The organism is Arthrobacter sp. RT-1 (assembly GCF_003367205.1).
GTDB lineage: Bacteria > Actinomycetota > Actinomycetes > Actinomycetales > Micrococcaceae > Arthrobacter.
Map to the genome: position 1 here is coordinate 75,083 of NZ_QRGQ01000003.1, position 19,687 is coordinate 94,769.

Here is a 19,687-nt window from a genome sequence, read left to right on the forward strand (position 1 = left end):
AAGTGGCTAGGACACCAGGGTGGCCGCGGCCGTGTCCATGTGCTCGAGGATGGTCTTGCGGACCAGGGCGGCGTCGCCGGTGTCGATGGCGGCGACGATCTCCCGGTGACGGTCCACGCTCATGTTGCTGACGCCCTTTTCCCGGCCGGCGAACATGATGGACATCCGGATGGAGCCTTCCAGCGATTGCCAGGAATGCAGGAGCGTCTCGTTGCCGGTCAGGCGGCAAAGGGTGCGATGGAATTCGAGGTCCGATTCGATCCGTTCCTCAAGCGTCCCGTCAGCTGTCGCGCTCATCGCGTCGATGGCTTTGTGCAGGGACTGCGTGACGTGTTGCCGGTCCGGAAGTTCGCAGAGGGTCCGGGCGGCAAGCGACTCCAGGGCGGCGCGGACGGCGAAGATATCCCGGATTTCCTTTTCATCCAGGTGCCGGACGGAGAGCCGGCCACGGGGCCCGGCCGAGAGCAGGCCTTCCTGTTCCAGCTGGCGCAGGGCTTCACGGAGAGTTCCCCGGCTGATCTGCAGCATCTCGGACAGCTCGGTTTCCACCAGGTGCCGCCCGGGTTCCAGCTCGCCGCTGGTGATGGCGGTCCTCAGTGCCGCGAGCGCCTGCTCGCGCAGGCTTTTCTTTTCCAGTCCCAGCAGCGGGGCTGTCAGTCCGGCCATGGCTTCCGTCCTCAATGTTGTAAGTCGACTGTTTACAGTCGTACGTCGATACTACGACAGAAAGCACGGCACCGGCCGGGACCGGTGCCGTGCTCTTTGATGCTGAAGGTCAGCCGAGTTCGGCGAGGACCTTTGCGACGATCCGGTCCACGGCAAGCCCGTAGCGGTCGTGCAGGGTGGGCAGCGCCCCGGCGTCGAGGAACTGGTCCGGCAGCGCCACGGGGACCACGCGCTTTCCTACGCCGGCGGTGACGACGGCGGAGGCGACGGTTTCGAACAGGCCGCCCACCACGGAGTGGTTTTCCAGCGTCACGGCCAGCCGGTCGGTGTTGATCTCCTTGAGAACGGTTTCGGCGTCGAACGGCTTGATGGTGGGGGCGTGCACGACGGCGACGTCCACGTTGTGTGCCGCCAGCGCTTTAGCGGCCTGCAGGGCGCGCATGGTCATCAGGCCGGAGGAGATGAACACAACGTCGTTGCCGCCGCGCAGGACCTTGGCCTTGCCGAGCTCGAACGTGTAGTCGTATTCGTCCAGGACGGTGGGCACGTTGCCGCGCAGCAGGCGCAGGTAGGTGGGGCCCTCGGACGCTGCGAGCTGGGGGACAGCCTGCTCGATGTCCACCGAGTCGCAGGGGTCCACGATGGTCAGGTTGGGCATGCCGCGGAAGATCGCCATGTCCTCGGTGGCCTGGTGGCTGGGGCCGTAGCCGGTGGTGAGGCCGGGCAGGCCGCCCACGATGTTGACGTTCAGGTTGGGCTCGGCGGCGTCCAGGCACAGGAAGTCGTAGGCGCGGCGGGCAGCGAACACCGAGTAGGTGGACGCGAACGGCACCAGCCCGGTTTCCGCCAGGCCGGCCGCGGCGCCAAAGAGCAGCTGCTCGGCCATGCCCATCTGGAAGAACCGCTCCGGGAATGCCTTGGCGAAGATGTGCATGTCCGTGTACTTGCCCAGGTCCGCGGTCAGGCCGACGATCCTGTCGTTTTCCTGCGCGGCCTTGACCAGGGCGTGCCCGAACGGCGCGGACGTCGTCTTCTGGCCCGGGTCAGCGAAGGAGGCGATCATGGCCGAGGTCTTCAGCTTCGGCTTGACGGCTGTCGTGGTGTTGGGGGCCTCGGTGGTGGTGCTCATGCTGAAGCCTTTCCTTCATAACCGGCGGTGAGCTGCTCGCGGCAGGTCTGCCATTCGTGTTCTTCGATGCGCATGAAGTGCGCCTTTTCGCGGTTTTCGAGCAGGGGTACGCCGCGGCCCACCTTGGTGTCGCAGAGGATCACGGAGGGGCGTCCGACGGCGGCGGCCTGGGCGGCTGCGTTGTCGAAGGCTGCGAGCAGCGCGGCGACGTCGTTGCCGTCCACCCGCTGGGTGTACCAGCCGAACGATTCCCACTTTTCGGTCACCGGCTCGGTGCGCAGTACCGTGTCCGTCTTGCCGTCCGCCTGCAGGGCGTTGATGTCCACCATTGCTGTGAGGTTGCCCAGCTGGTGGTGGTGCGCGCCCATGGCCGCCTCCCAGGTGGAGCCTTCGTCCAGCTCGCCGTCGGAGAGGAAGTTGAACACCCTCGAATCGGAGCCCTGGTACCGGAGGCCCAGGGCCATGCCGACGGCGATGGTCAGGCCGTGGCCCAGGGAGCCGCCGGAGATCTCCATTCCGGGTGTGTAAGTGGACATGCCGGACATCGGCAGCCGCGAATCATCCGAGCCGTAGGTTTCGAGCTCGTCGACCGGGACGATGCCGGCTTCGGCCAGCGCGGCGTAGTGGCCGATGGCATAGTGGCCGGTGGAGAGCAGGAACCGGTCCCGGGCCTCCCAGTGCGGGTCCTCCGCGCGGAAGCGGAGCTGGTCGCCGTAGACCGTGGCCAGCATGTCCGCTGCACCCAGGGCCTGGCCCACGTAGCCCTGGCCCTGCACCTCGCCCATGTTCAGGGCGTGGTGCCGGATCCGGTAGGCGCCGGCGGCGATTTTGGCGATCCGCTCCTGAGCCGCTTGGCTTTTGATGGCCGGCGCTTGGACGGTTTCTGTCGGCATTGCTTGCTCCGTTTTCGTTTCGTGCGTGACGGTCATTAGACGCTCACCGTGTTGGGGGTGCTTTTGGTGGCTTCATCGGCCAGCTCGCGCTCGCGCTTTCCCCAGGTTTCGCGGGTGGCGACTGCGGCCCACAGGCCCACTGCTGCATAGGCGCCGAACAGAAGGGCCGGGCCCATCCAGCCGAAGCTGACGAAGAGCAGCGTGGTGACGAAGGGGGTGAAGCCGGAGACCATGGCGGAGATCTGGTAGGCAAGGCTGGCGCCTGAGGCGCGGGTCTTGGCCTGGAAGAGCTCCGGGAACCAGGCGCCCTGCGCGCCGGCAAGTGAGTTCTGGCAGACGGCGTAGGAGATGGCGATGGTGGCGATGATGAAGAAGAACAGGCCGGTGTTGACCAGCAGGAACATGGGCACGGCGAACAGGACGGCGAAGGCGCAGGACCAGAGGTAGACCGGGCGGCGGCCGATGCGGTCGGTGAGGCGTGCCCAGGCGGCGGTGGCGAAGATGCCGATGAAGGATGCGATGCAGAGCGCTACGAGGGTCTGCGTCTTGTCCGCCAGCTGTTCGGTGTGCAGGTAGGAAATCATGTACGTGATGGACACGGCGTAGCCGGCAGTCTCAGCAACGCGCAGGCCAATGCCCTTCACGATGTTGCGCCAGTCGGTCTTGATGACCTCCACGATGGGCGACTTGACGATGTCGCCGCTGTCCTTGACCTCGTCGAAGACGGGGGACTCGGGAACCTTGGAGCGGATGATCAGGCCCACAACCACCAGCACGATGCTGGCCAGGAACGGAACGCGCCAGGCGAGCTCGCCACCGAGGTTGACGCTGACCAGGAAGACCAGGTTGGCGAGCAGGAGGCCTACCGGGAAGCCGGCCTGGACAATGCCGGTGTACTTGCCCTTGGACTTCCACGGCGCGTGCTCGTAGCTCATCAGGATGGCGCCGCCCCATTCGGCGCCGAAGGCCAGGCCCTGGACGATGCGGACAAACACCAGCAGCGCCGGAGCCAGCAGGCCCACCTGGCTGTAGGTGGGGAGCAGGCCGATCAGGAACGTGGCCACGCCCATCAGGATCAGCGAGGTGACCAGCACGGGCTTGCGGCCCACCTTGTCACCCAGGTGTCCACCAATGATGCCGCCCAGCGGGCGGGCAGCGAAGCCAACGCCCAGGGTGGCGAAGGCGGCCAGGGTGCCGGTAACGGGATCGCCGGTGGGGAAGAAGGCGGTCCCGAAGTACAGCGCAGCGGCGGTGCCGAAACCGATGAAGTCGTACGTTTCGATTACTGCGCCCACACCGGAGCCAATGGCGACGCGCTTCGCGTCCTTGGTGCCATGCACTGGACCGCGCATGTTCAGAGCATCTTTGCCCATGGTGGTTCCCTTTCGGAAAGCGGCTGGTTGGGGTAGCCGCTGTCGACGGTTAACAAAATGATAGGTCCAGTGTGATCGGGGTCATGGGTAATGTCAACAGTCAATGTCGGAGGTTGACTGTTAACATTGACCGGACTAGTGTGGTCCTCATCACGAATGCCCGTGCGAGCCGGGCCAGCCAACCCAAGGGACCAAAGATGTTCCATCACAGCCAAGGAGCACCATCATGACCACCATCCAGCGCACCGCAGTCCTCACCGGGGCAACCTCGGACCGGGGCATCGGCATCACCACCGCACGCCGCTACGCCAACCAGGGCTGGGCCGTGGTGATCCTGGACCTCGACGGCGAGAAGTCCGCCAAGGTCGCCGCCGAGATCGGCAACGAATTCAACGTCCCCGCCTTTGGCCACGAAATCGACGTCGCCAACGAAGCATCCGTCAGCGCCGCCTACCAGGCGGTGGCCGCGGAGGTCACCGCCGGCAACCTGCCGCCGGTAGGGGCCCTGGCCAACATCGCCGGGATCACTTCCCCCGTCCCGTTCCTGGAGACCACCCTTGAGCTGTGGCACAAGGTGATGGACGTCAACGCCACCGGCACCTACCTGGTGACCAAGGCTTTCCTGCCGGACATGATCGCCAACGGCTGGGGCCGGATCGTCAACATGTCCTCCGTATCGGCCCAGCGCGGTGGCGGGGTCTTCGGCAAGGTCCCGTACTCCGCAGCCAAGGCCGCCATCCTGGGCCTTACCAAGGCCCTGGCCCGCGAACTGGGCACCACCGGCGTGACCGTCAACGCCATCACCCCGGGCGCCGTGGACACCAACATCCGGGTGGGCAGCACAGAGGAGCAGGAAGCCGCCATCAACGCCGGGATTCCGCTGGGCCGCAACGCCACCACGGAAGAAGTTGCTGCCGTGATCACCTTCCTGTCCTCCGAGGAATCCGCCTACCTCACCGGCACCACGGTGGACATCAACGGCGGAAGCCACATGCACTGACCGCGCCATGAAGTGGTTTCGCTTTCACGACTGGAGCCGGCTCGTCGGGATTCCCGTGGAGGTCCGGAAGGATTTCCAGCTGGTCCGGGCAGGGGTGGTGGATGACGCCATGCAGGATTCCTCCGCCCTCTGGCTTGCAGCGGACATGACAGCGGGCAGGGCCCTGTTCTCGGCAGCCGAGGGCTATGAGGTGTGGATCCATCCCCGCGAACTCGGCGGGCAGCTGTGCTACAAAATGGCGTCCGTCCAGCTGGCCGGACGGAAAACGGCTGCGGCGGCCGGGCGGGCGTAGGGCGGCGGGGCTGTGCATCCCGCCAGCCCGTTCCTACACTGGGGTGATGATCACAGTCACCGGAAGCGTGGAAACCAAGCTGTCTGCCGACAAGGCCTTTGCCTTCATGAGGGAGTTCGAGAACACGAGCACGTGGGACCCCAACACTCCCGTGATGGACAAGCTGACGCCGGGCCCGGTGGCGGTGGGCCACCGCTACCACGCGGAGTCCGAATTCCGGGGGAAGCGCCAGACCCTGGAGTACGAGGTCATCGAGTTGACGGAGAACCACATCAAGCTCCGCGGCGAGAACAAGACCGTCACGGCCTTCGACTCCGTTAACGTCAGCCCTTCCGGGACCGGATCACTGGTCAAATACACGGCCGAGTTCAGCATCAAGGGACCGGCCAAGATCATCCAGCCGCTGCTGAAACCTGCTTTCATGCAGCTCCGGGACCCCGCGCTGAACGGGATCCGGGACACCCTCAACGCCCAGGCTGCAGGCTGACCCGGTTCGCCTCGAAGAACTCCCTGATGTCCCGGCGCGGATCCGCGTCCACCCGGGGTGCCGCGTCAAGGATCATGGTGTTGCGCTGCCGCCCGTATTCCGGCCACTCCAGTCCGGGCAGGACGGGTGTTCCGGTCCACGCGAATGACGCCCACGCGCCGCTCATGGTGTCGCTGAGGGACTGGGGTGCCCGGCCGCGGGTGAGGAAGGCAGCCTCCGGCGCATCCAGGTGCCGGAAGACGAACGGGATGTCCAGGGCGTGGCATGCTCCGAGCTTCCCGCCCATTGCCGGGCTGCGCCAGGTGAAGAGGTAGGAAAAGGTCCGGCCCGGCGCCCCGTGCCGGGCGCCACTACCGCGCGCGTCCAGCAGGTTGTTGCTGGGCTGGCGGTAGACGGAATCGGCAATGGCGGCTTCGAGGAGTTCCTTGCCGGACACATCCCGCGACAAACCGGCCTCCAGCGACAGAACCTTGGCGAGGGCGGCCGCGTAATCCGCCGTGCGGTCCCCGGCAATCCCGGCAGCCGTGAGCACGGCGGCCGCGCGTTGCGGGTAGCCGGGATCCTCAGGGGCAGTCGGTCGCATTTCCACCGCGAAGGACCCCTCGTTGAGGTTGGTCCCGACAATAAGATCCACCCCGGCGTTGAGCCCTTGCCGGACCGCGTCCAGGGGCGGCTGCGGCAGTGAGGGCGTCCCCACCGTCGGCTGGAAGGGCAGGGGAACGGCGAATGTTTCCCGGCCCACCTCCTGCACCAGCTTTTCCTGGGCCTCCAGCAGCCGCTCCACGGGCAGGGCCAGCAGCTCGGCGGCCGAATGGCTGTCCAGGCCGCACAGGGCGAGGAATCTCCGGCTGATGCTGGCAGAGTCAACGGGCGTGCGCCAGCGTTCGGCGGTGCCGCTTTGCATGATGGCCCGGCGGAACAGGCCTTCCGACGCCGGCATGCCCAGGAGGGTGCCGATGGCCGCGGCCCCGGCCGATTCCCCAAACAGGGTCACGTTCTGGGGGTCCCCGCCGAACCCGGCGATGTTGCGGCGGACCCAGCGCAATGCTTCGAGCTGGTCCAGGAGGGCAATGTTGGAGGAGTCTTCGTAGCCAGGTCCCAGGAGGTCCGCCAGGTGCAGGAAACCGAGCGCTCCCAGCCTGTAGTTGATCGTGACCACCACGGCATCGCCCGCGGCGGCGAGGTTGGCGCCGTCGTACATGCCGTCACTGTTGGAACCACTGAGGTAGGCGCCGCCATGGATCCACACCATCACGGGCCTGGCAGGGCCGTCCGTGGCGGGAGTCCAGATGTTGAGGTTGAGGCAGCCCTCCTCGCTCCAGATCCGCGGTTTGGCGCCGGGCGGTGCCGGCGACTCGGGGTTCTGCGGGGCGGCCGGACCCGGCGCGGTGCCGTCGAGCACACCGGGCCATGGGGACACGGGAACGGGCGGGCGGAAACGGCGTTCCCCCGTCGGCGGCTCCGCGTACGGAACCCCCAGGAAACTGTGCACCGGGACGCCGCCGGCCGTCACTGTTCTACCGCGGACGGAGCCGCTGTGGCTGGAGGCGGGCTTCATGGTTGACACGTTACGTCCTTCGCACGGGTAGGCTGGAATGACCGTTTGGCAGTGAGCGGCCATGTTGTTATGGCTTTTCATTTTCGTCCGGGAGGAAAGATCCTTGGTGGTCACCGATGTTGCGGATGGCAGAGTCTTTGCCGATGTTGCAGCGCACCTGCAGGACCTGGTCCTCGGGAACCGCGGCGTGGAGCAGCTCCTTCAGGACCTCGCAGAGTACTCTGCCGCGCGCCTGGGCAGTGCCGGCCGGGACGTGTCCTGCGGCATCAGGCTGACCCGCCCCAAGAAGCCCACCGCCATGGCCGGCAGCAGCCCCGGCTCCTGCCTGCTCACCGAGCTGGAAGACACGCAGGGGGACGGCCCAGGCCTGGCCGCCATCCGGACCAGGGGAACGGTCCTCGTCCCGGACCTGGAACACGAAGACCGCTGGCCGGAGTACGTGGTGGCCGCCCGGGAGCAGGGCATCGGGTCTGTGCTGGGCATCCCGCTGATCCTGGAAGGCAAGGACCTCGGCGCTCTTACCCTTCACTTCGAGCAGCCGGGGGCGTACAGCGGTGACGACGCCGCCACCGCCGAGGCCTATACCGAACAGGTATCCAAGGGGCTCACGCTTGCCCTGCGGATGGCCAGGCTGCAGGACTCCAGGGACGGCATGAGCGCAGCGATGCAGTCACGGACGGTCATCGACCTGGCCACCGGTGCCATCATGGCGCAGAACCGCTGCAGCCAGGCCGCTGCCTTCCAGGTCCTGCGGGAGGCCTCCAATTCCAGGAACGTGAAGCTCCGGGACGTCGCGGCCGCCGTGATCTCCTCCGTGGCGGGCGGCACTGACACCTTCACCTACTTCGACGAGTAGGGGTCCTGCCGTTCCTTCTGCGGAAGTGCGAGGAGGGAACCGCTGAACGGTGCCCGGACCAGTGCATTCGCCGCGGCACAGTGCTCATTCACTGCCTGGGTCAGGGCATCCCGGTCATCTTTTGACAGTGCCGCCGTCCCGGAGCTGTAATCCCTGATGTCCTGTTCGGAGGCGTCCCCGCCCAGGGCAACAAAGTCGAGCCACACCTCGGCGAGGTCGAGGCCGTGCCTCTTGATCACCGCTCCGGTCAGGGCCTGCTGGTCCGCTTCATCCATCGTCCCGTCCTAGCTTTGGGAGTTTTGTCCCAAGGGATTCGGAGCGGGCGGCCGGACTGATGGGTGAAGTGCCGGATCTCCTTAGGCAGGCTGCGTCACGTGTGACAGCGCATGCTCACGGGCGAAGCCACCCAGCCAGTGGGCGCTTTCCTTCGGAGTGCGCTCCTGCGTGCCGCGGTCGACGGCGATGAGCCCGAACTTGGGCCGGTAGCCGAAGATCCACTCGAAGTTGTCGAAGGCGGTCCAGGCGATGTAGCCCCGGACGTCGATGCCGTCCGCCAGGCAGGCCGCGACGCCGTCGACGGCCACCTGAAGGTAAGCCACGCGCTGGGCGTCGTCCTCGGTAGCCAGGCCGTTCTCCGTAACCATGACGGGAATGCCCGCGATCCGGTGTGCTTCGCGGATGGTCGCCTCCAGTGCCTGCGGGTAAATTTCCTCGCCCATCTGGTTGACCTCCACGCCTTCGGGCGCCGGTGCGTGGCCGTCCGGACCGTATACCGTGCGGCCGTACGTCTGGATCCCCACGAAGTCATCGCCCCGGGATGCTTCGAGGAAGCGCTCGTTGACGTCCCGGCGGACCCGGTCGGCCAGTTCGCGGCCGCCCTCGATGGACTGGATGTCCGAGTTGGCAAGCGTCCAGCCCACCTGCAGCCCGGGCCGGTGCGCCTTGATCGCTGCAGTGGCGGCCCGATGAGCCGCCAGCTTGACGGCGAACCCGGCCTCGGTGGAGCAGAACTGGAAGGGCGCCACGGTGCTGGCATCCACGCCCAGGCGTTCCGCGGCGGCAGCCCACATGGGCACCGAAACACGGTTTTCCGGCGCTTCACCGCCGATGCCGAACGATTCCAGCAGCCACGGCAGGTTCGGTTCGTTCAAGGTGCAGGCGACGCCGATCAGGTCACCCAGGTGCGTCATCACACGGTCGCAATAGCGGGCAAAAAGCTCCGCCGTCCGCGGGCCCTCCCACCCGCCCATGGCCAACAGCCACCGCGGTGACGTGAAGTGGTGGAAGGTCACAACCGGGGTCAGTCCATGGTCACGGCACGCCTCCAGCATGCGGCGGTAATGGTCCAGTTCGGCCACCGAGAAATGGCCTTCCTCGGGTTCTATCCGCGCCCATTCCAGCGAGAACCGGTAGCTGGTGAAGCCGAGTCCGGCGATCATGGCGATGTCCTCGCGGTACCGGTGGTAATGGTCCACGGCGTCACCTGAGGGCTCGGCAAAAATCGTTCCGGGCAGGTGCTCCAGGAGCCACGTGTCGCTGTTGACGTTGTTTCCTTCCACCTGGTGCGCGGCGCTGGCCACACCCCACAGGAAGTCGGGCGGGAAAAAGGGGGAGACGGTCATGGTGATCCTTTCGGTGCAACGCCGGGTCCCGGCGCCAGGCTTCGCTGCCTTGACATTCATCCTGTCCTGCGCCGTGACCCGCGCCACAGAAGTATTCCAATCAATGAAATAGTCGTGTCTGGCGAAAACGTGCCCACAGCATTCTTGAGGAAGCCGGCCACTCGCCTGGCCCACACAGTCATCTCCGTTGTCACATCAGAATGCAAAGGCGCACTACATGAAACTCCTGAACTCCACCGCCCGTGGGAGCTCCGCCGTTCTGGCCGGCGCCCTCCTGCTGGGATCGCTCACCGCCTGCGGCGGCGGGTCCGGCCAGGCAGCCGCCAAAGTGGACACCAGCACCCTGACCCTCGCCATCGACAGCGACTCCGCATCCTTCGGCTTCGATCCGCTGCGTGTGTCGGCAGCCCAGCGGCAGTTCTTCGAAGGGCTCTACGAAAGCCTGATGACCCTGCAGCCGGACGGCTCGGCAGGCCCGGGCCTGGCCAAGGAGTTCAGCTACAACGCTGACAACACGGTCCTGACCCTGACCCTCAAGGACGACGTCACTTTCACAGACGGGTCAAAGCTCGACGCCGAACTGGTCAAGGCAAACCTCGACCGCCGCTCCGACCCGGCCTTGACTGCCTACTCCGCCGTCGCCAAGGGCGGCGCGCAGGAGATCGCCTCGGTGGACGTCGTCAGCCCCACGCAGGTGGCCCTGACCTTCGCCAAGCCGCAGCCGGGGTTCGAAAAGAACCTGGCCTCCACCACCGGCATGATCGTCGGCAAGACCGCCGTTACAGACACCGCGAGCCTCGCCGCAACCCCGGACGGCTCAGGCCCCTACACGCTTGATCCCTCCACCGTGAAGGGCAACAAGTACGTCCTGGTCAAGAACAGCAAGAGCCCGGAAGCCTCCAAGTACGCCTTCGACAAGGTCATCTTCAGTGTGGTCCTTGACCCGCAGGCCCGGGCGAACGCCCTGGTCTCCGGCCAGGCCGACGTTGCCATGCTGACGTCCTCCACGGTGGACTTCGTGAAGACCAAGGGCGTGGGGGTGTCCCAGATTGGCGGCACGGTCAACACCATGATCTCCTTCGACAAGATCGGCAAGACTGCTCCGGCGTTCGCCGAGGAAAAGGTCCGCCAGGCCATCCAGTACGCCATCAACCGCCAGGCTCTGGTGGACGCGCTCCACAAGGGTGACATCCCGGCCTGGAACGCCCTGCCCAAGGACTCCGCCGGCTTCACCAAGGACCTGGAAACGGCGTTCGCCTACAACCCGGAGAAGGCCAAGAGCCTGCTCGCGGAAGCAGGCTACCCGGACGGCTTTGAGTTCACCATCATTGCCGGCGCCCAGACCCAGACGGACCTGCAGGCAGTCCAGAAGGACCTCGCCGCCGTGGGGATCACCATGAACGTCAAGATGGCCGCCTCAACGGACGAGGCGTTCGCCGCCGTCGCCACCACCCCGCTCGGCTACGCACCGCTGAACTGGGACAACCCCGTGGGCGTGATGTACGGAGCAGTCCTGAGCGGCTTCACCAACGTCCAGAAGGCCACCGACGAGCAGCTCAGCGCCGCCACCGGTGAGCTGGCTGCCGCCAAGGACGACGCCGCCGTCAAGGCCGCGGCCACCAGGCTGAACACCCGGCTGGTGGAATCCGGCTGGATGATTCCGCTGTACGAGGCGCTCACCAACCAGGGCTACAACACCAGGAAGGTGGCGCCGGTGGAGTTCGCCGGCACCAACGCCTACCCGCTCCTCTCGTCCTACAAGCCGGCCAGCTAACACCCGCACCTGTCGGGCGGGCCCTCCCCCACAAGAGGGCCCGCCCGGCAGGGCCTGACCGATGGAGGTCACCATGGCACTATTCATCACCAAACGCCTGCTGATGGCGCTTGCCACCGTTCTGGTGGTTGCGGTGCTGGCATTCCTGCTGGTGCACGCGATGCCCGGCAGCCCCGGAGCCGTCTCGCTCGGAGCCGGCGCCACCCAAGAGGCCATCGACGAAGTCAACCAGCGGCTGGGCTGGAATGATCCGCTGCTGACCCAGTTTGTCCGCTGGCTGGGCGACGCCGTCCAGGGCAATCTCGGCACTTCGCTGATTGACGGCCGCTCCGTCAGCGCCGACCTGGCCAGCAGGCTTCCCGTCACCGCGTCCCTGGCCGCCGGGGCCACGCTGCTCAGCGCTCTTTTGGGCATCACCCTGGGCGTCACCGCCGCGGTCCGCGGGGGAACGGCAGACCGCATCATCGGTGCTGCCTGCGGCATGGGTGTGGCCCTGCCCAACTTCTGGGTGGGCGTCATCTTCGTGTACCTGTTCGCGGTCCAGTCCTCCATCTTCCCCGCCACCGGCTACGTCCCGTTCGAGGCATCCCCGCAGGACTGGGCACTGTCCCTTGCCCTGCCCGTCATCACCCTGGCAGTGGGCGGCGCGGCGTTCATCGCCCGCCAGACCAGGGCCTCCATGCTTGAGGCGCTGCAGCAGGAACACATCCGGACCCTGCGCGCCACCGCTACCCCCACCTGGAAAATCCTCTACGTCCACGCCCTGCGGTATGCCAGCCTCCCCATCGTTGCCGGCATCGCACTGCAGTTCATCCAGCTGTTCGGCGGCTCCGTCATCGCGGAGCAGCTGTTCGCCATGCCGGGCCTGGGCCAGGCTGTCCAAACCTCCGTCAGCACCCATGACGCTCCGTCCGTCCAGGGCGTGGTGGTGATCGCCACCGTTGTGGTGGTTGCCGTGAACCTGGTGCTGGAACTCGCCACCAAGTTCCTCGACCCGAAGTTGCGTGCCTCATGATCCCCTCAGTTGCCCCTGCCCCCGTGGATTCCCCCGCCGAGGCTCCCGCCGCCGGTGCCGCAGCGCCCACGGTGTCCCGCCGGCCGGCACTTACCCGCTTCTCCGGGAGCAAGCTGTTCGCCTCACCGGGAAGCATCGCCGGGGTGGCCTGGCTGGCCGCCATGGTGGCCGCGTCCGTGACCGCGCCGCTCTGGCTGCCCTTTAGGACCGAGGACCAGGACTTCACCGCAGTCCTCTCGGGCCCCACGGCCGCGCACTGGCTCGGCACCGACGAACTGGGCCGGGACCTCCTCAGCCGCATCTTCGCTGCCGCGGCCGGCACCCTGGGAACGTCCATGATCACGGTGCTCGTCGCCGTCGGGCTCGGAACCATCCTGGCCATGCTGGCAGCCGCCGGCGGGGACCGTGCTGAGTCGGTCATCAGCCGCACCACCGAGATCATGATGTCCATTCCCGGCACCGTGATCATCCTCGCCGTGATCGGCGCGGTGGGCACCAACATCCCCGTGGTCATGGCCATCCTGGGCATCCTCATTTCCGCCGGCATCTACCGCGTCATGCTGGGCCAGGCCAAGTCGCTGCAGTCCCAGCTGTATGTGGATGCAGCGAAGGTGGACGGCGTCAGCATGCTCGGGATCAGCCTCCGGCACGTCCTTCCCGGACTGACCAACACCATCGTGGTGCAGTCCGCCCTCATCTTCGCCGTCGGCATGCTGATCCAGGCCGGCCTCGCCTTCATCGGGTTCGGCCCGCCCATCCCGCAGCCCAGCTGGGGCGGGATGATCCAGAGCGCGTCCCAGCACGTCTACGACGCCCCCTGGCTGATGGTTCCCACCGGCGCCGTGCTGGCCCTGACCGTGCTTGCCGCCAACGCCATCGGCAACGCACTGGGCAAGTCGCCCAACGCCACCGCCTCCCACCTGCCGTCCGCAGCAGCCCGCCGCCAGCGGGCAAAGGCCGTCTCCGCCATCGCCGCAGCATCACCGGTAAACCCGGAGGAGGCCCCGGCGCAGGACCAGCTCAGCGTCCGGAACCTCTCCGTGGGCGTGGACGGCAGCGTCCGCCTGGTCACCGACGTCTCGTTCGACGTCGAACGCGGCACCGTGCTTGGCCTGGTGGGGGAGTCCGGCTGCGGCAAGACCATGACCGCACTCTCGCTGCTGGGACTGCTGCCCTCCGGGGTGTCCGTGACCGGCGGGGAAATCCTCTGGAACGGCAGGAACCTGGCCGCGGCAACCGACAAGGACATGGAAGGCATCCGCGGACGGGAAATCGCCCTCATTTCGCAGGAACCCATGCGCGCCCTGGACCCGATGTTCACGGTGGGCTACCAGCTCACCGCGGCGATCCGCCGGCTCCGCGGCATGGGCAAGGCCGAAGCCCGCACCGAAGCCCTGGGCCTGCTGCAGAAGGTGGGCATCGTGGACGCCGAACGCATCCTGAAGACCTATCCGCACCAGATCAGCGGCGGCATGGCCCAGCGCGTCGCCATCGCCCTGGCACTGTCCGGCAGGCCCCGCCTCCTTGTCGCCGACGAACCCACCACCGCCCTGGACGTGACAGTGCAGGCGGAAATCCTCTCCCTGCTGCGCTCGCTGGTGAAGGACACCGGCATGTCGGTGGTCATCGTGACGCACGATCTCGGCGTGGTGGCCGACATCTGCGACAAGGTGGCAGTGATGTATGCGGGCCAGGTGGTGGAAAGCGGCCAGACCGCCGCCATCCTGGACAACCCCCGGCACCCGTACACCCTGGCGCTCCTCGCGGCTGATCCGCACGCCAATTCCGCCGCGGACATGCCGGAGCGGCTGGCCACCATCAGCGGCCAGGTGCCGCAGCCCAAGGACTGGCCCGCAGGCTGCCGGTTTGCCGCCCGCTGCCAGTTCGCCGGTTCCGCCTGCGCCGCCCCGGTGCCGCTGCTGCCGTCCGGTTTGGAATCCGGGCTGGTCCGCTGCGTCAAGGCGGACGAACTCGCGGTTGAGGGCCTGGCATGGGTGCCCACCGAAGTGCCCACCCACCGTCTGCTGGACGTTACCCCCAAGGTTATGACTGTTGAAAAGGACCTGGCATGAGCATCGAGACCCCGGCCCGGCAGGCACCAGCGGCCGTCCTGGCCACCCCCATCCTCGAGGTCAAGGACCTCGTGGTCCGGTACGGCCGCGGCCGCAAGGCTGCCGCAGCCCCTGCCGCGGTGGACCGCGTCAGCTTTACCATCCAGCCCGGTGAGACAGTTGGCCTGGTGGGGGAGTCCGGCTCCGGAAAGTCCACCATCGGCAAGGCCATCCTGGGCCTGCAGAAGGTCTCCGCCGGATCCATCAGCTACCAGGGCAAGGACACCACGCACGCCGGGGCCGGTCAGCGGCGGGCACTGGGCAGCGAACTGCGGGCTGTGTTCCAGGATCCCAACTCCTCGCTCAACCCCCGCCAGACAGTGGGCGCCTCCCTGGCCGAGCCCCTCCGGATCCGCGGCGTTGCCGCACCGGAAGCCCGGGGCAGGGCAGAAGCCATGCTGGAACGCGTGGGCCTTCCCCGTGAAGCCGTGGACCGGTACCCCAGCCAGTTTTCCGGCGGCCAGCGCCAGCGCATCGCCGTGGCCAGGGCGCTGATCTGCGAACCCAGCCTGGTGGTGTGCGACGAGGCCGTGAGCGCCCTTGACCTTTCCACCCAGGCCCAGGTGCTGAACCTCCTGGCAGACCTTCGCGATGAGCGGGGACTGAGCTACCTGTTCATCGCCCACGACATCTCCGTGGTGCAGTTCCTGGCCCAGCGCGTCGTGGTGCTGTACCGGGGGCAGGTGATGGAGAGCGGGCCTGCCGCCGCCGTCACCGAGGACCCGAAACACCCCTTCACCCAGGCGCTGGTGGCAGCGTCCCCCGTGCCCCGGCCGGCCGAGCAGGCCGAGCGGCGCACGCTGCGTGAATCCATGGGAGTGCGGACGGCATCGTCGGTTTCCGCCACCCCGGGCGGCTGCCCGTTCCGGCAGCGCTGCCCGCTCGCCACCGAAATGTGCGCAACGGAACGTCCCGCCCTCCGCGTGGTGGGCGGATCTGACGTCGCCTGCCACTACGCCTGACCCCACCACTGACCCAAGCACGTCTCCCTGCAGACCTATAGAACGGAACCCTTCATGACACCCACGTGGCACGCCGCCATGATTTCACCGCAGCAGGACTTCGACGGCGCCCCGCGGCTCCGCAAGGAGTTCCGGCTTGAGGAGGGCCACGGGGCCGTGGTGAAAGCGACGCTGCGCGCCACCGCCTTCGGTGTCTACGAGGCCTTCATCAACGGCGCCCCGGTGGGCGACGACGTTCTGAGCCCGGGCTGGAGCTCCTACGAATGGCGGCTCCGCTACCGCACCTACGATGTGACGGCCCTCGTGGCACCGTCCACCGTGATCGGCGTGGAATTGGGCAACGGCTGGTACCGCGGCCGGCTGGCCTGGCACGGCGAATCCAACCTGTACGGCAGCGAGCTGGGGTTCTACGGGCAGCTGGACATCGAATACGCGGACGGGCACGTCCAGTCCGTCGCCTCGGACGGCACGTGGCAGGCCGGCCCCTCCGCCACCAACTTCAACGAGATCTACGACGGCCAGGCCATCGATGCCCGCCGCACCCAGCCCGGCTGGAGCAAGCCAGGCTTCGGCGGCGCCGGCTGGACGGGCGTGCGTGAGGTGGAGTTCGACGCCGGCCGGCTGGCGGAGCCGGTGGGCCCGCCCGTGGTGCGTGCCGGCGTCGTCAGGCCCGTCAGGGTCTTCACCTCACCCGCCGGAAAAACCCTGGTGGACTTCGGCCAGAACCTGGTGGGCTGGCTGCGGTTCACGGTCCAGGGCGGGCCGGGTGAGGTAATCACGCTGCGGCACGCGGAGGTGCTCGAGGACGGCGAGCTGGGCGTCCGCCCGCTGCGCTCGGCCAAAGCCACGGACACGTTCATCCTTTCGGGAGGGCAGGACTTCTTCGAGCCCACCAAGACCTTCCACGGCTTCCGCTACGCCGAGGTGACCGGCTGGCCCGGCACCCTCACCGAGGACTCCCTCGAAGCCGTGGTGGTTCACTCCGAACTGGAGCGCACGGGGACTTTCGAGTGCTCCAACGAACTGGTCAACCAGCTGCACCGCAACATCGTCTGGGGGCTCCGCGGCAACTTCCTGGACCTCCCCACCGATTGCCCGCAGCGCGACGAGCGGCTCGGCTGGACGGGCGACATTGCCGTGTTCGCGCCCACCGCGGCGTTCCTCTACGACGTCAAGGACTTCCTGCAGGACTGGCTGCTGGACCTCGCCGCCGAGCAGGAAGCCGCCGACGGGCTGGTCCCCATCACCGTCCCGGATATCCTCAAGTACTGCCCCCAGCCACCCGAATTTCCCAAGCCCGAGTCCTCCGCGCTGTGGAGCGAAGCCTCCGTCTGGGTGCCGTGGGCGCTCTGGGAGGCCTACGGCGACGTCGGCGTGCTGGAAAACCAGTACGCGTCGATGGCCTCGCACACCCGCCGGGTGGAGGGCCTGCTCTCACCCACCGGGCTGTGGGACCAGGGCTTCCAGTTCGGCGACTGGCTGGACCCGGACGCCGCACCCGACGAGCCCTGGGCTGCGAAGGCCGACACCGGCGTGGTGGCCACCGCCTGCCTCTACCGCACCGCGCGCATCACCGCCCAGACCGCCAGGCTCCTGGGCAAAACGGACGACGCCGCGTACTTCGAGCAGCTTGCCGGCCGGGTCCGGGCGTCCTTTGCCGAGCACTATGTGGCCGCGGACGGAACCATCCGCAGCGACTGCACCACCGTCTATGCCCTGGCCATTGCCTTCGACGTGCTGCACACCGAGGGCCTGCGGGAGTTCGCCGGGAACCGCCTGGCGGAGCTGGTCCGGGATAACAACTACCGCGTTTCCACCGGGTTTGCCGGCACACCGTTCATCACGCACGCCCTCACGGACACCGGCCATGCCGACGAGGCCTACCGCCTGCTCTTGGAAGAGGGCTGCCCCTCCTGGCTCTACCCCGTAACCATGGGTGCCACCACCGTCTGGGAACGCTGGGACTCCATGCTGCCGGACGGGACCATCAACCCCGGCGAGATGACCAGCTTCAACCACTACGCCCTGGGCGCCGTGGCCGACTGGATGCACAAGGCCATCGGCGGCATCCGGCCCCTCGTGCCGGGCTACGGCAAAGTCAGGATCGCGCCGCTGCCGGGGGTCGGGATCGACTGGGCCAGGACGTCGCTGAAGACGCCACACGGCACCGTCAGTGTGGAATGGCGGCTCGACGGCGGCGCCCTCCACGTGGAGGCGACGGTCCCTGACGGGGTGGAGGCCGACGTCGCCCTTCCGGGCCGAGAGCCCTTCACTGTCCAGGGCGGCACGCACAGCTTCACTGCGGATGCGGGCCTTCTGGCGACGTAGCCGACTTGGAAAAACCGCAAAGGCCGGGGGCCGGAACAGATGTTCCGGCCCCCGGCCTTTAAGTGTTGGCTGGCGCTGCAGCGTCAGTTGGCGGCGCCTTCCAGCAGGTACTCCTCGTCCTCCGCCACGTTTGAATCCCGGCCGAGGGCCAGGCCCACCATGGTGAGGAGGCAGGCGGCAGTCAGGTAGATGGCCACCGGGAGCCAGCTGTTGAAGGCGCCCATCAGGAGGGTGAACATGAACGGTGCCAGCGCGCCGCCGATGATTCCGGCGAACGTGTAGGCCAGGGAGCTGCCGGTGGACCGGAGCCGCGGGCTGAACTGCTCCACCACGAAGGCGGCCTGGGGGCCGTACATAAAGGAGTGGAACACCAGTCCCATCACCGTGCCGATGATCAGGACCGTGGGCGACTTGCCTTCCAGGACGAAGAAGAACACGAAGGCCCACACCGAGGCGCCAACGGCAGCGGCACCGTAGACGAGCCGGCGGTTGATGCGGTCCGAGATGGCTCCTGCCAGTGGCATCGTGAAGAGCTGGAGTGCCGAGCCGATCATCACTGCCACCAGGACCTGGCCGCGGTCGAACCCGAGTTTCTGGATGCCGTACGTGAGCGTGAAGACGGTGCACAGTGCGTACAGCACGTCCGGGCCGATGCGGCTCAGGATGGCTGCCGCCAGCGGGCGGCGCTGGGTGAGCAGGACTTCGCGGATGGGCGCGTTGGGCTTTTCGCCGCGGGCCTCAAGTGCGCGGAACACCGGGGTGTCCTCCAGCTTCAGCCGGATCCAGAGTCCGAACGCCACCAGGACGGCCGAGATGAGGAACGCGATCCGCCAGCCGTAGTCCAGGAACGCCTGCTCGGAGAGGACCAGGGTGAGGACGGCCAAGGCGCCGTTGGCCATCAGGTTGCCGGCGGGCGGGCCGATCTGCGCGGCGGAGGCCCAGAACCCGCGGCGGTTGGGGTCGCCGAACTCGCTGGAAAGCAGGACGGCGCTGCCCCACTCGCCGCCTACTCCCACGCCCTGGGCAAACCGCAGCAGGACCAGCACGGCCGGGGCGATGATGCCAATGTTGCCGTACGTCGGCAGCAGGCCGATCAGGAAGGTTGCGACGCCGATCAGCATCAGCGTGATGACCAGCACCTTCTTGCGGCCGATCTCGTCCCCAAGCCGGCCGAAGATGATGCCGCCCACGGGCCGGGAGATGTACCCCACGGCGTAGGTGGAGAAGGCGAGCAGGGTGCCCGTCAGCGGATCCTGGGCGGGGAAGAAGATGAGGGGAAAGACGATCGCGGCTGCTGCCGAGTAGACGGCAAAGTCGTAGAACTCAAGCGCGGTGCCGGTGAGGCTGGCGGCAAAGGCTTTGTACATGTCCTTGCGTCCGACAACCGTTGTCGGCTCGGCGGCAGGTACTGGCGTGATGGCCATTGGTGTCCTCCAGGGGATGCGGTGCGGTGTTGCGTACGGCTGAAATTGCCGGCGGTGGCCGACGACGCGTCCGGGTCATGGCGGCATGGCCTGGCGAAGACGCTGGGTTGGGCGGGCATCCGGCGCTGCGCAATAGCCGCTTACCGGACGGTAACTTCTCGATTGAGGTTGTTGAACAATCTGAGGTTGTTGAACAA

At 67.3% G+C, this 19,687-nt stretch carries 17 protein-coding genes; 9 read left to right on the forward strand and 8 right to left on the reverse strand.

Going from position 1 to position 19,687, the window contains the following annotated elements:
• Window positions 1–6 precede the first annotated feature (6 nt).
• The 4 genes from DXK94_RS04450 to DXK94_RS04465 form a co-directional block, all read right to left on the reverse strand.
• Complete coding sequence (locus tag DXK94_RS04450; protein ID WP_115524022.1) at window positions 7–666, reverse strand: GntR family transcriptional regulator; 660 nt, start codon at window positions 664–666, stop codon at window positions 7–9.
• Between the two features lie 109 nt (window positions 667–775).
• The gene (locus DXK94_RS04455; protein WP_115524023.1) at window positions 776–1,795 is read right to left on the reverse strand and encodes a transketolase family protein; all 1,020 of its coding nucleotides are present in this window, start codon (window positions 1,793–1,795) and stop codon (window positions 776–778) included.
• Window positions 1,792–2,688: a transketolase gene (locus tag DXK94_RS04460; RefSeq protein ID WP_115524110.1), complete on the reverse strand. Its 897-nt coding sequence runs from the start codon at window positions 2,686–2,688 to the stop codon at window positions 1,792–1,794. Before DXK94_RS04460 ends, DXK94_RS04455 begins: the two co-directional genes overlap by 4 nt.
• 35 nt (window positions 2,689–2,723) lie before the next feature.
• Window positions 2,724–4,061 (reverse strand): MFS transporter, encoded by a 1,338-nt coding sequence (locus DXK94_RS04465; RefSeq protein WP_079596769.1) that lies wholly within the window; start codon window positions 4,059–4,061, stop codon window positions 2,724–2,726.
• A gap of 226 nt (window positions 4,062–4,287) precedes the next feature.
• Between DXK94_RS04465 and DXK94_RS04470 the strand changes: the two genes are divergently transcribed.
• The 3 genes from DXK94_RS04470 to DXK94_RS04480 are packed head-to-tail and all read left to right on the forward strand — an operon-like array spanning window position 4,288 to window position 5,840.
• Window positions 4,288–5,061 carry an SDR family NAD(P)-dependent oxidoreductase gene (locus tag DXK94_RS04470; protein ID WP_115524024.1) on the forward strand — a complete coding sequence of 258 codons (774 nt, stop codon included), beginning with the start codon at window positions 4,288–4,290 and terminating at the stop codon, window positions 5,059–5,061.
• A 7-nt stretch (window positions 5,062–5,068) separates the two neighbouring features.
• Entirely contained in the window at window positions 5,069–5,353 is a 285-nt protein-coding gene (locus DXK94_RS04475; protein ID WP_079596767.1) for a hypothetical protein, read from the forward strand.
• A gap of 46 nt (window positions 5,354–5,399) precedes the next feature.
• Window positions 5,400–5,840 carry an SRPBCC family protein gene (locus DXK94_RS04480; protein WP_115524025.1) on the forward strand — a complete coding sequence of 147 codons (441 nt, stop codon included), beginning with the start codon at window positions 5,400–5,402 and terminating at the stop codon, window positions 5,838–5,840.
• On the opposite strand, the gene DXK94_RS04485 is transcribed toward DXK94_RS04480, so the two are convergent.
• On the reverse strand, window positions 5,818–7,398 hold the full coding sequence (locus DXK94_RS04485; protein WP_115524111.1) for a carboxylesterase/lipase family protein: 1,581 nt from the start codon (window positions 7,396–7,398) through the stop codon (window positions 5,818–5,820). The two genes, DXK94_RS04480 and DXK94_RS04485, sit on opposite strands and share 23 nt — an antisense overlap.
• Before the next feature lie 106 nt (window positions 7,399–7,504).
• Between DXK94_RS04485 and DXK94_RS04490 the strand changes: the two genes are divergently transcribed.
• Window positions 7,505–8,254 (forward strand): GAF and ANTAR domain-containing protein, encoded by a 750-nt coding sequence (locus DXK94_RS04490; RefSeq protein WP_258868428.1) that lies wholly within the window; start codon window positions 7,505–7,507, stop codon window positions 8,252–8,254.
• On the opposite strand, the gene DXK94_RS04495 is transcribed toward DXK94_RS04490, so the two are convergent.
• Window positions 8,239–8,529 (reverse strand): hypothetical protein, encoded by a 291-nt coding sequence (locus tag DXK94_RS04495; RefSeq protein ID WP_115524027.1) that lies wholly within the window; start codon window positions 8,527–8,529, stop codon window positions 8,239–8,241. The genes DXK94_RS04490 and DXK94_RS04495 overlap by 16 nt on opposite strands.
• Window positions 8,530–8,610: 81 nt before the next feature.
• Window positions 8,611–9,876, reverse strand: a complete 1,266-nt coding sequence (locus DXK94_RS04500) for a glycoside hydrolase family 1 protein (RefSeq protein WP_115524028.1) — start codon at window positions 9,874–9,876, stop codon at window positions 8,611–8,613.
• 217 nt (window positions 9,877–10,093) lie between these two features.
• Here DXK94_RS04500 and DXK94_RS04505 point away from each other — a divergent pair, with 217 nt between their 5' ends.
• The 5 genes from DXK94_RS04505 (at window position 10,094) to DXK94_RS04525 (ending at window position 18,066) form a co-directional block, all read left to right on the forward strand.
• A complete protein-coding gene (locus tag DXK94_RS04505) occupies window positions 10,094–11,650 on the forward strand; it encodes an ABC transporter substrate-binding protein (protein ID WP_115524029.1) in 1,557 nt (518 codons plus the stop codon).
• A 61-nt stretch (window positions 11,651–11,711) separates the two neighbouring features.
• The gene (locus tag DXK94_RS04510) at window positions 11,712–12,665 is read left to right on the forward strand and encodes an ABC transporter permease (RefSeq protein WP_079596761.1); all 954 of its coding nucleotides are present in this window, start codon (window positions 11,712–11,714) and stop codon (window positions 12,663–12,665) included.
• Window positions 12,662–14,737, forward strand: coding sequence for a dipeptide/oligopeptide/nickel ABC transporter permease/ATP-binding protein (locus DXK94_RS04515; RefSeq protein ID WP_115524030.1), 2,076 nt, complete (start codon window positions 12,662–12,664; stop codon window positions 14,735–14,737). Before DXK94_RS04510 ends, DXK94_RS04515 begins: the two co-directional genes overlap by 4 nt.
• Window positions 14,734–15,738, forward strand: a complete 1,005-nt coding sequence (locus DXK94_RS04520) for an oligopeptide/dipeptide ABC transporter ATP-binding protein (protein ID WP_115524031.1) — start codon at window positions 14,734–14,736, stop codon at window positions 15,736–15,738. Before DXK94_RS04515 ends, DXK94_RS04520 begins: the two co-directional genes overlap by 4 nt.
• A 54-nt stretch (window positions 15,739–15,792) precedes the next feature.
• Complete coding sequence (locus tag DXK94_RS04525; protein WP_115524032.1) at window positions 15,793–18,066, forward strand: alpha-L-rhamnosidase; 2,274 nt, start codon at window positions 15,793–15,795, stop codon at window positions 18,064–18,066.
• An 83-nt stretch (window positions 18,067–18,149) separates the two neighbouring features.
• On the opposite strand, the gene DXK94_RS04530 is transcribed toward DXK94_RS04525, so the two are convergent.
• Window positions 18,150–19,490 carry an MFS transporter gene (locus DXK94_RS04530; protein WP_115524033.1) on the reverse strand — a complete coding sequence of 447 codons (1,341 nt, stop codon included), beginning with the start codon at window positions 19,488–19,490 and terminating at the stop codon, window positions 18,150–18,152.
• Window positions 19,491–19,687: the final 197 nt, after the last annotated feature.

Bases quoted from the DNA above. Each gene is read 5' to 3' on its own strand.
- DXK94_RS04450 (WP_115524022.1), bottom strand. From the start codon at position 666: ATGGCCGGACTGACAGCCCCGCTGCTGGGACTGGAAAAGAAAAGCCTG.
- DXK94_RS04455 (WP_115524023.1), bottom strand. From the start codon at position 1,795: ATGAGCACCACCACCGAGGCCCCCAACACCACGACAGCCGTCAAGCCG.
- DXK94_RS04460 (WP_115524110.1), bottom strand. From the start codon at position 2,688: ATGCCGACAGAAACCGTCCAAGCGCCGGCCATCAAAAGCCAAGCGGCT.
- DXK94_RS04465 (WP_079596769.1), bottom strand. From the start codon at position 4,061: ATGGGCAAAGATGCTCTGAACATGCGCGGTCCAGTGCATGGCACCAAG.
- DXK94_RS04470 (WP_115524024.1), top strand. From the start codon at position 4,288: ATGACCACCATCCAGCGCACCGCAGTCCTCACCGGGGCAACCTCGGAC.
- DXK94_RS04475 (WP_079596767.1), top strand. From the start codon at position 5,069: ATGAAGTGGTTTCGCTTTCACGACTGGAGCCGGCTCGTCGGGATTCCC.
- DXK94_RS04480 (WP_115524025.1), top strand. From the start codon at position 5,400: ATGATCACAGTCACCGGAAGCGTGGAAACCAAGCTGTCTGCCGACAAG.
- DXK94_RS04485 (WP_115524111.1), bottom strand. From the start codon at position 7,398: ATGAAGCCCGCCTCCAGCCACAGCGGCTCCGTCCGCGGTAGAACAGTG.
- DXK94_RS04495 (WP_115524027.1), bottom strand. From the start codon at position 8,529: ATGGATGAAGCGGACCAGCAGGCCCTGACCGGAGCGGTGATCAAGAGG.
- DXK94_RS04500 (WP_115524028.1), bottom strand. From the start codon at position 9,876: ATGACCGTCTCCCCCTTTTTCCCGCCCGACTTCCTGTGGGGTGTGGCC.
- DXK94_RS04505 (WP_115524029.1), top strand. From the start codon at position 10,094: ATGAAACTCCTGAACTCCACCGCCCGTGGGAGCTCCGCCGTTCTGGCC.
- DXK94_RS04510 (WP_079596761.1), top strand. From the start codon at position 11,712: ATGGAGGTCACCATGGCACTATTCATCACCAAACGCCTGCTGATGGCG.
- DXK94_RS04515 (WP_115524030.1), top strand. From the start codon at position 12,662: ATGATCCCCTCAGTTGCCCCTGCCCCCGTGGATTCCCCCGCCGAGGCT.
- DXK94_RS04520 (WP_115524031.1), top strand. From the start codon at position 14,734: ATGAGCATCGAGACCCCGGCCCGGCAGGCACCAGCGGCCGTCCTGGCC.
- DXK94_RS04525 (WP_115524032.1), top strand. From the start codon at position 15,793: ATGACACCCACGTGGCACGCCGCCATGATTTCACCGCAGCAGGACTTC.
- DXK94_RS04530 (WP_115524033.1), bottom strand. From the start codon at position 19,490: ATGGCCATCACGCCAGTACCTGCCGCCGAGCCGACAACGGTTGTCGGA.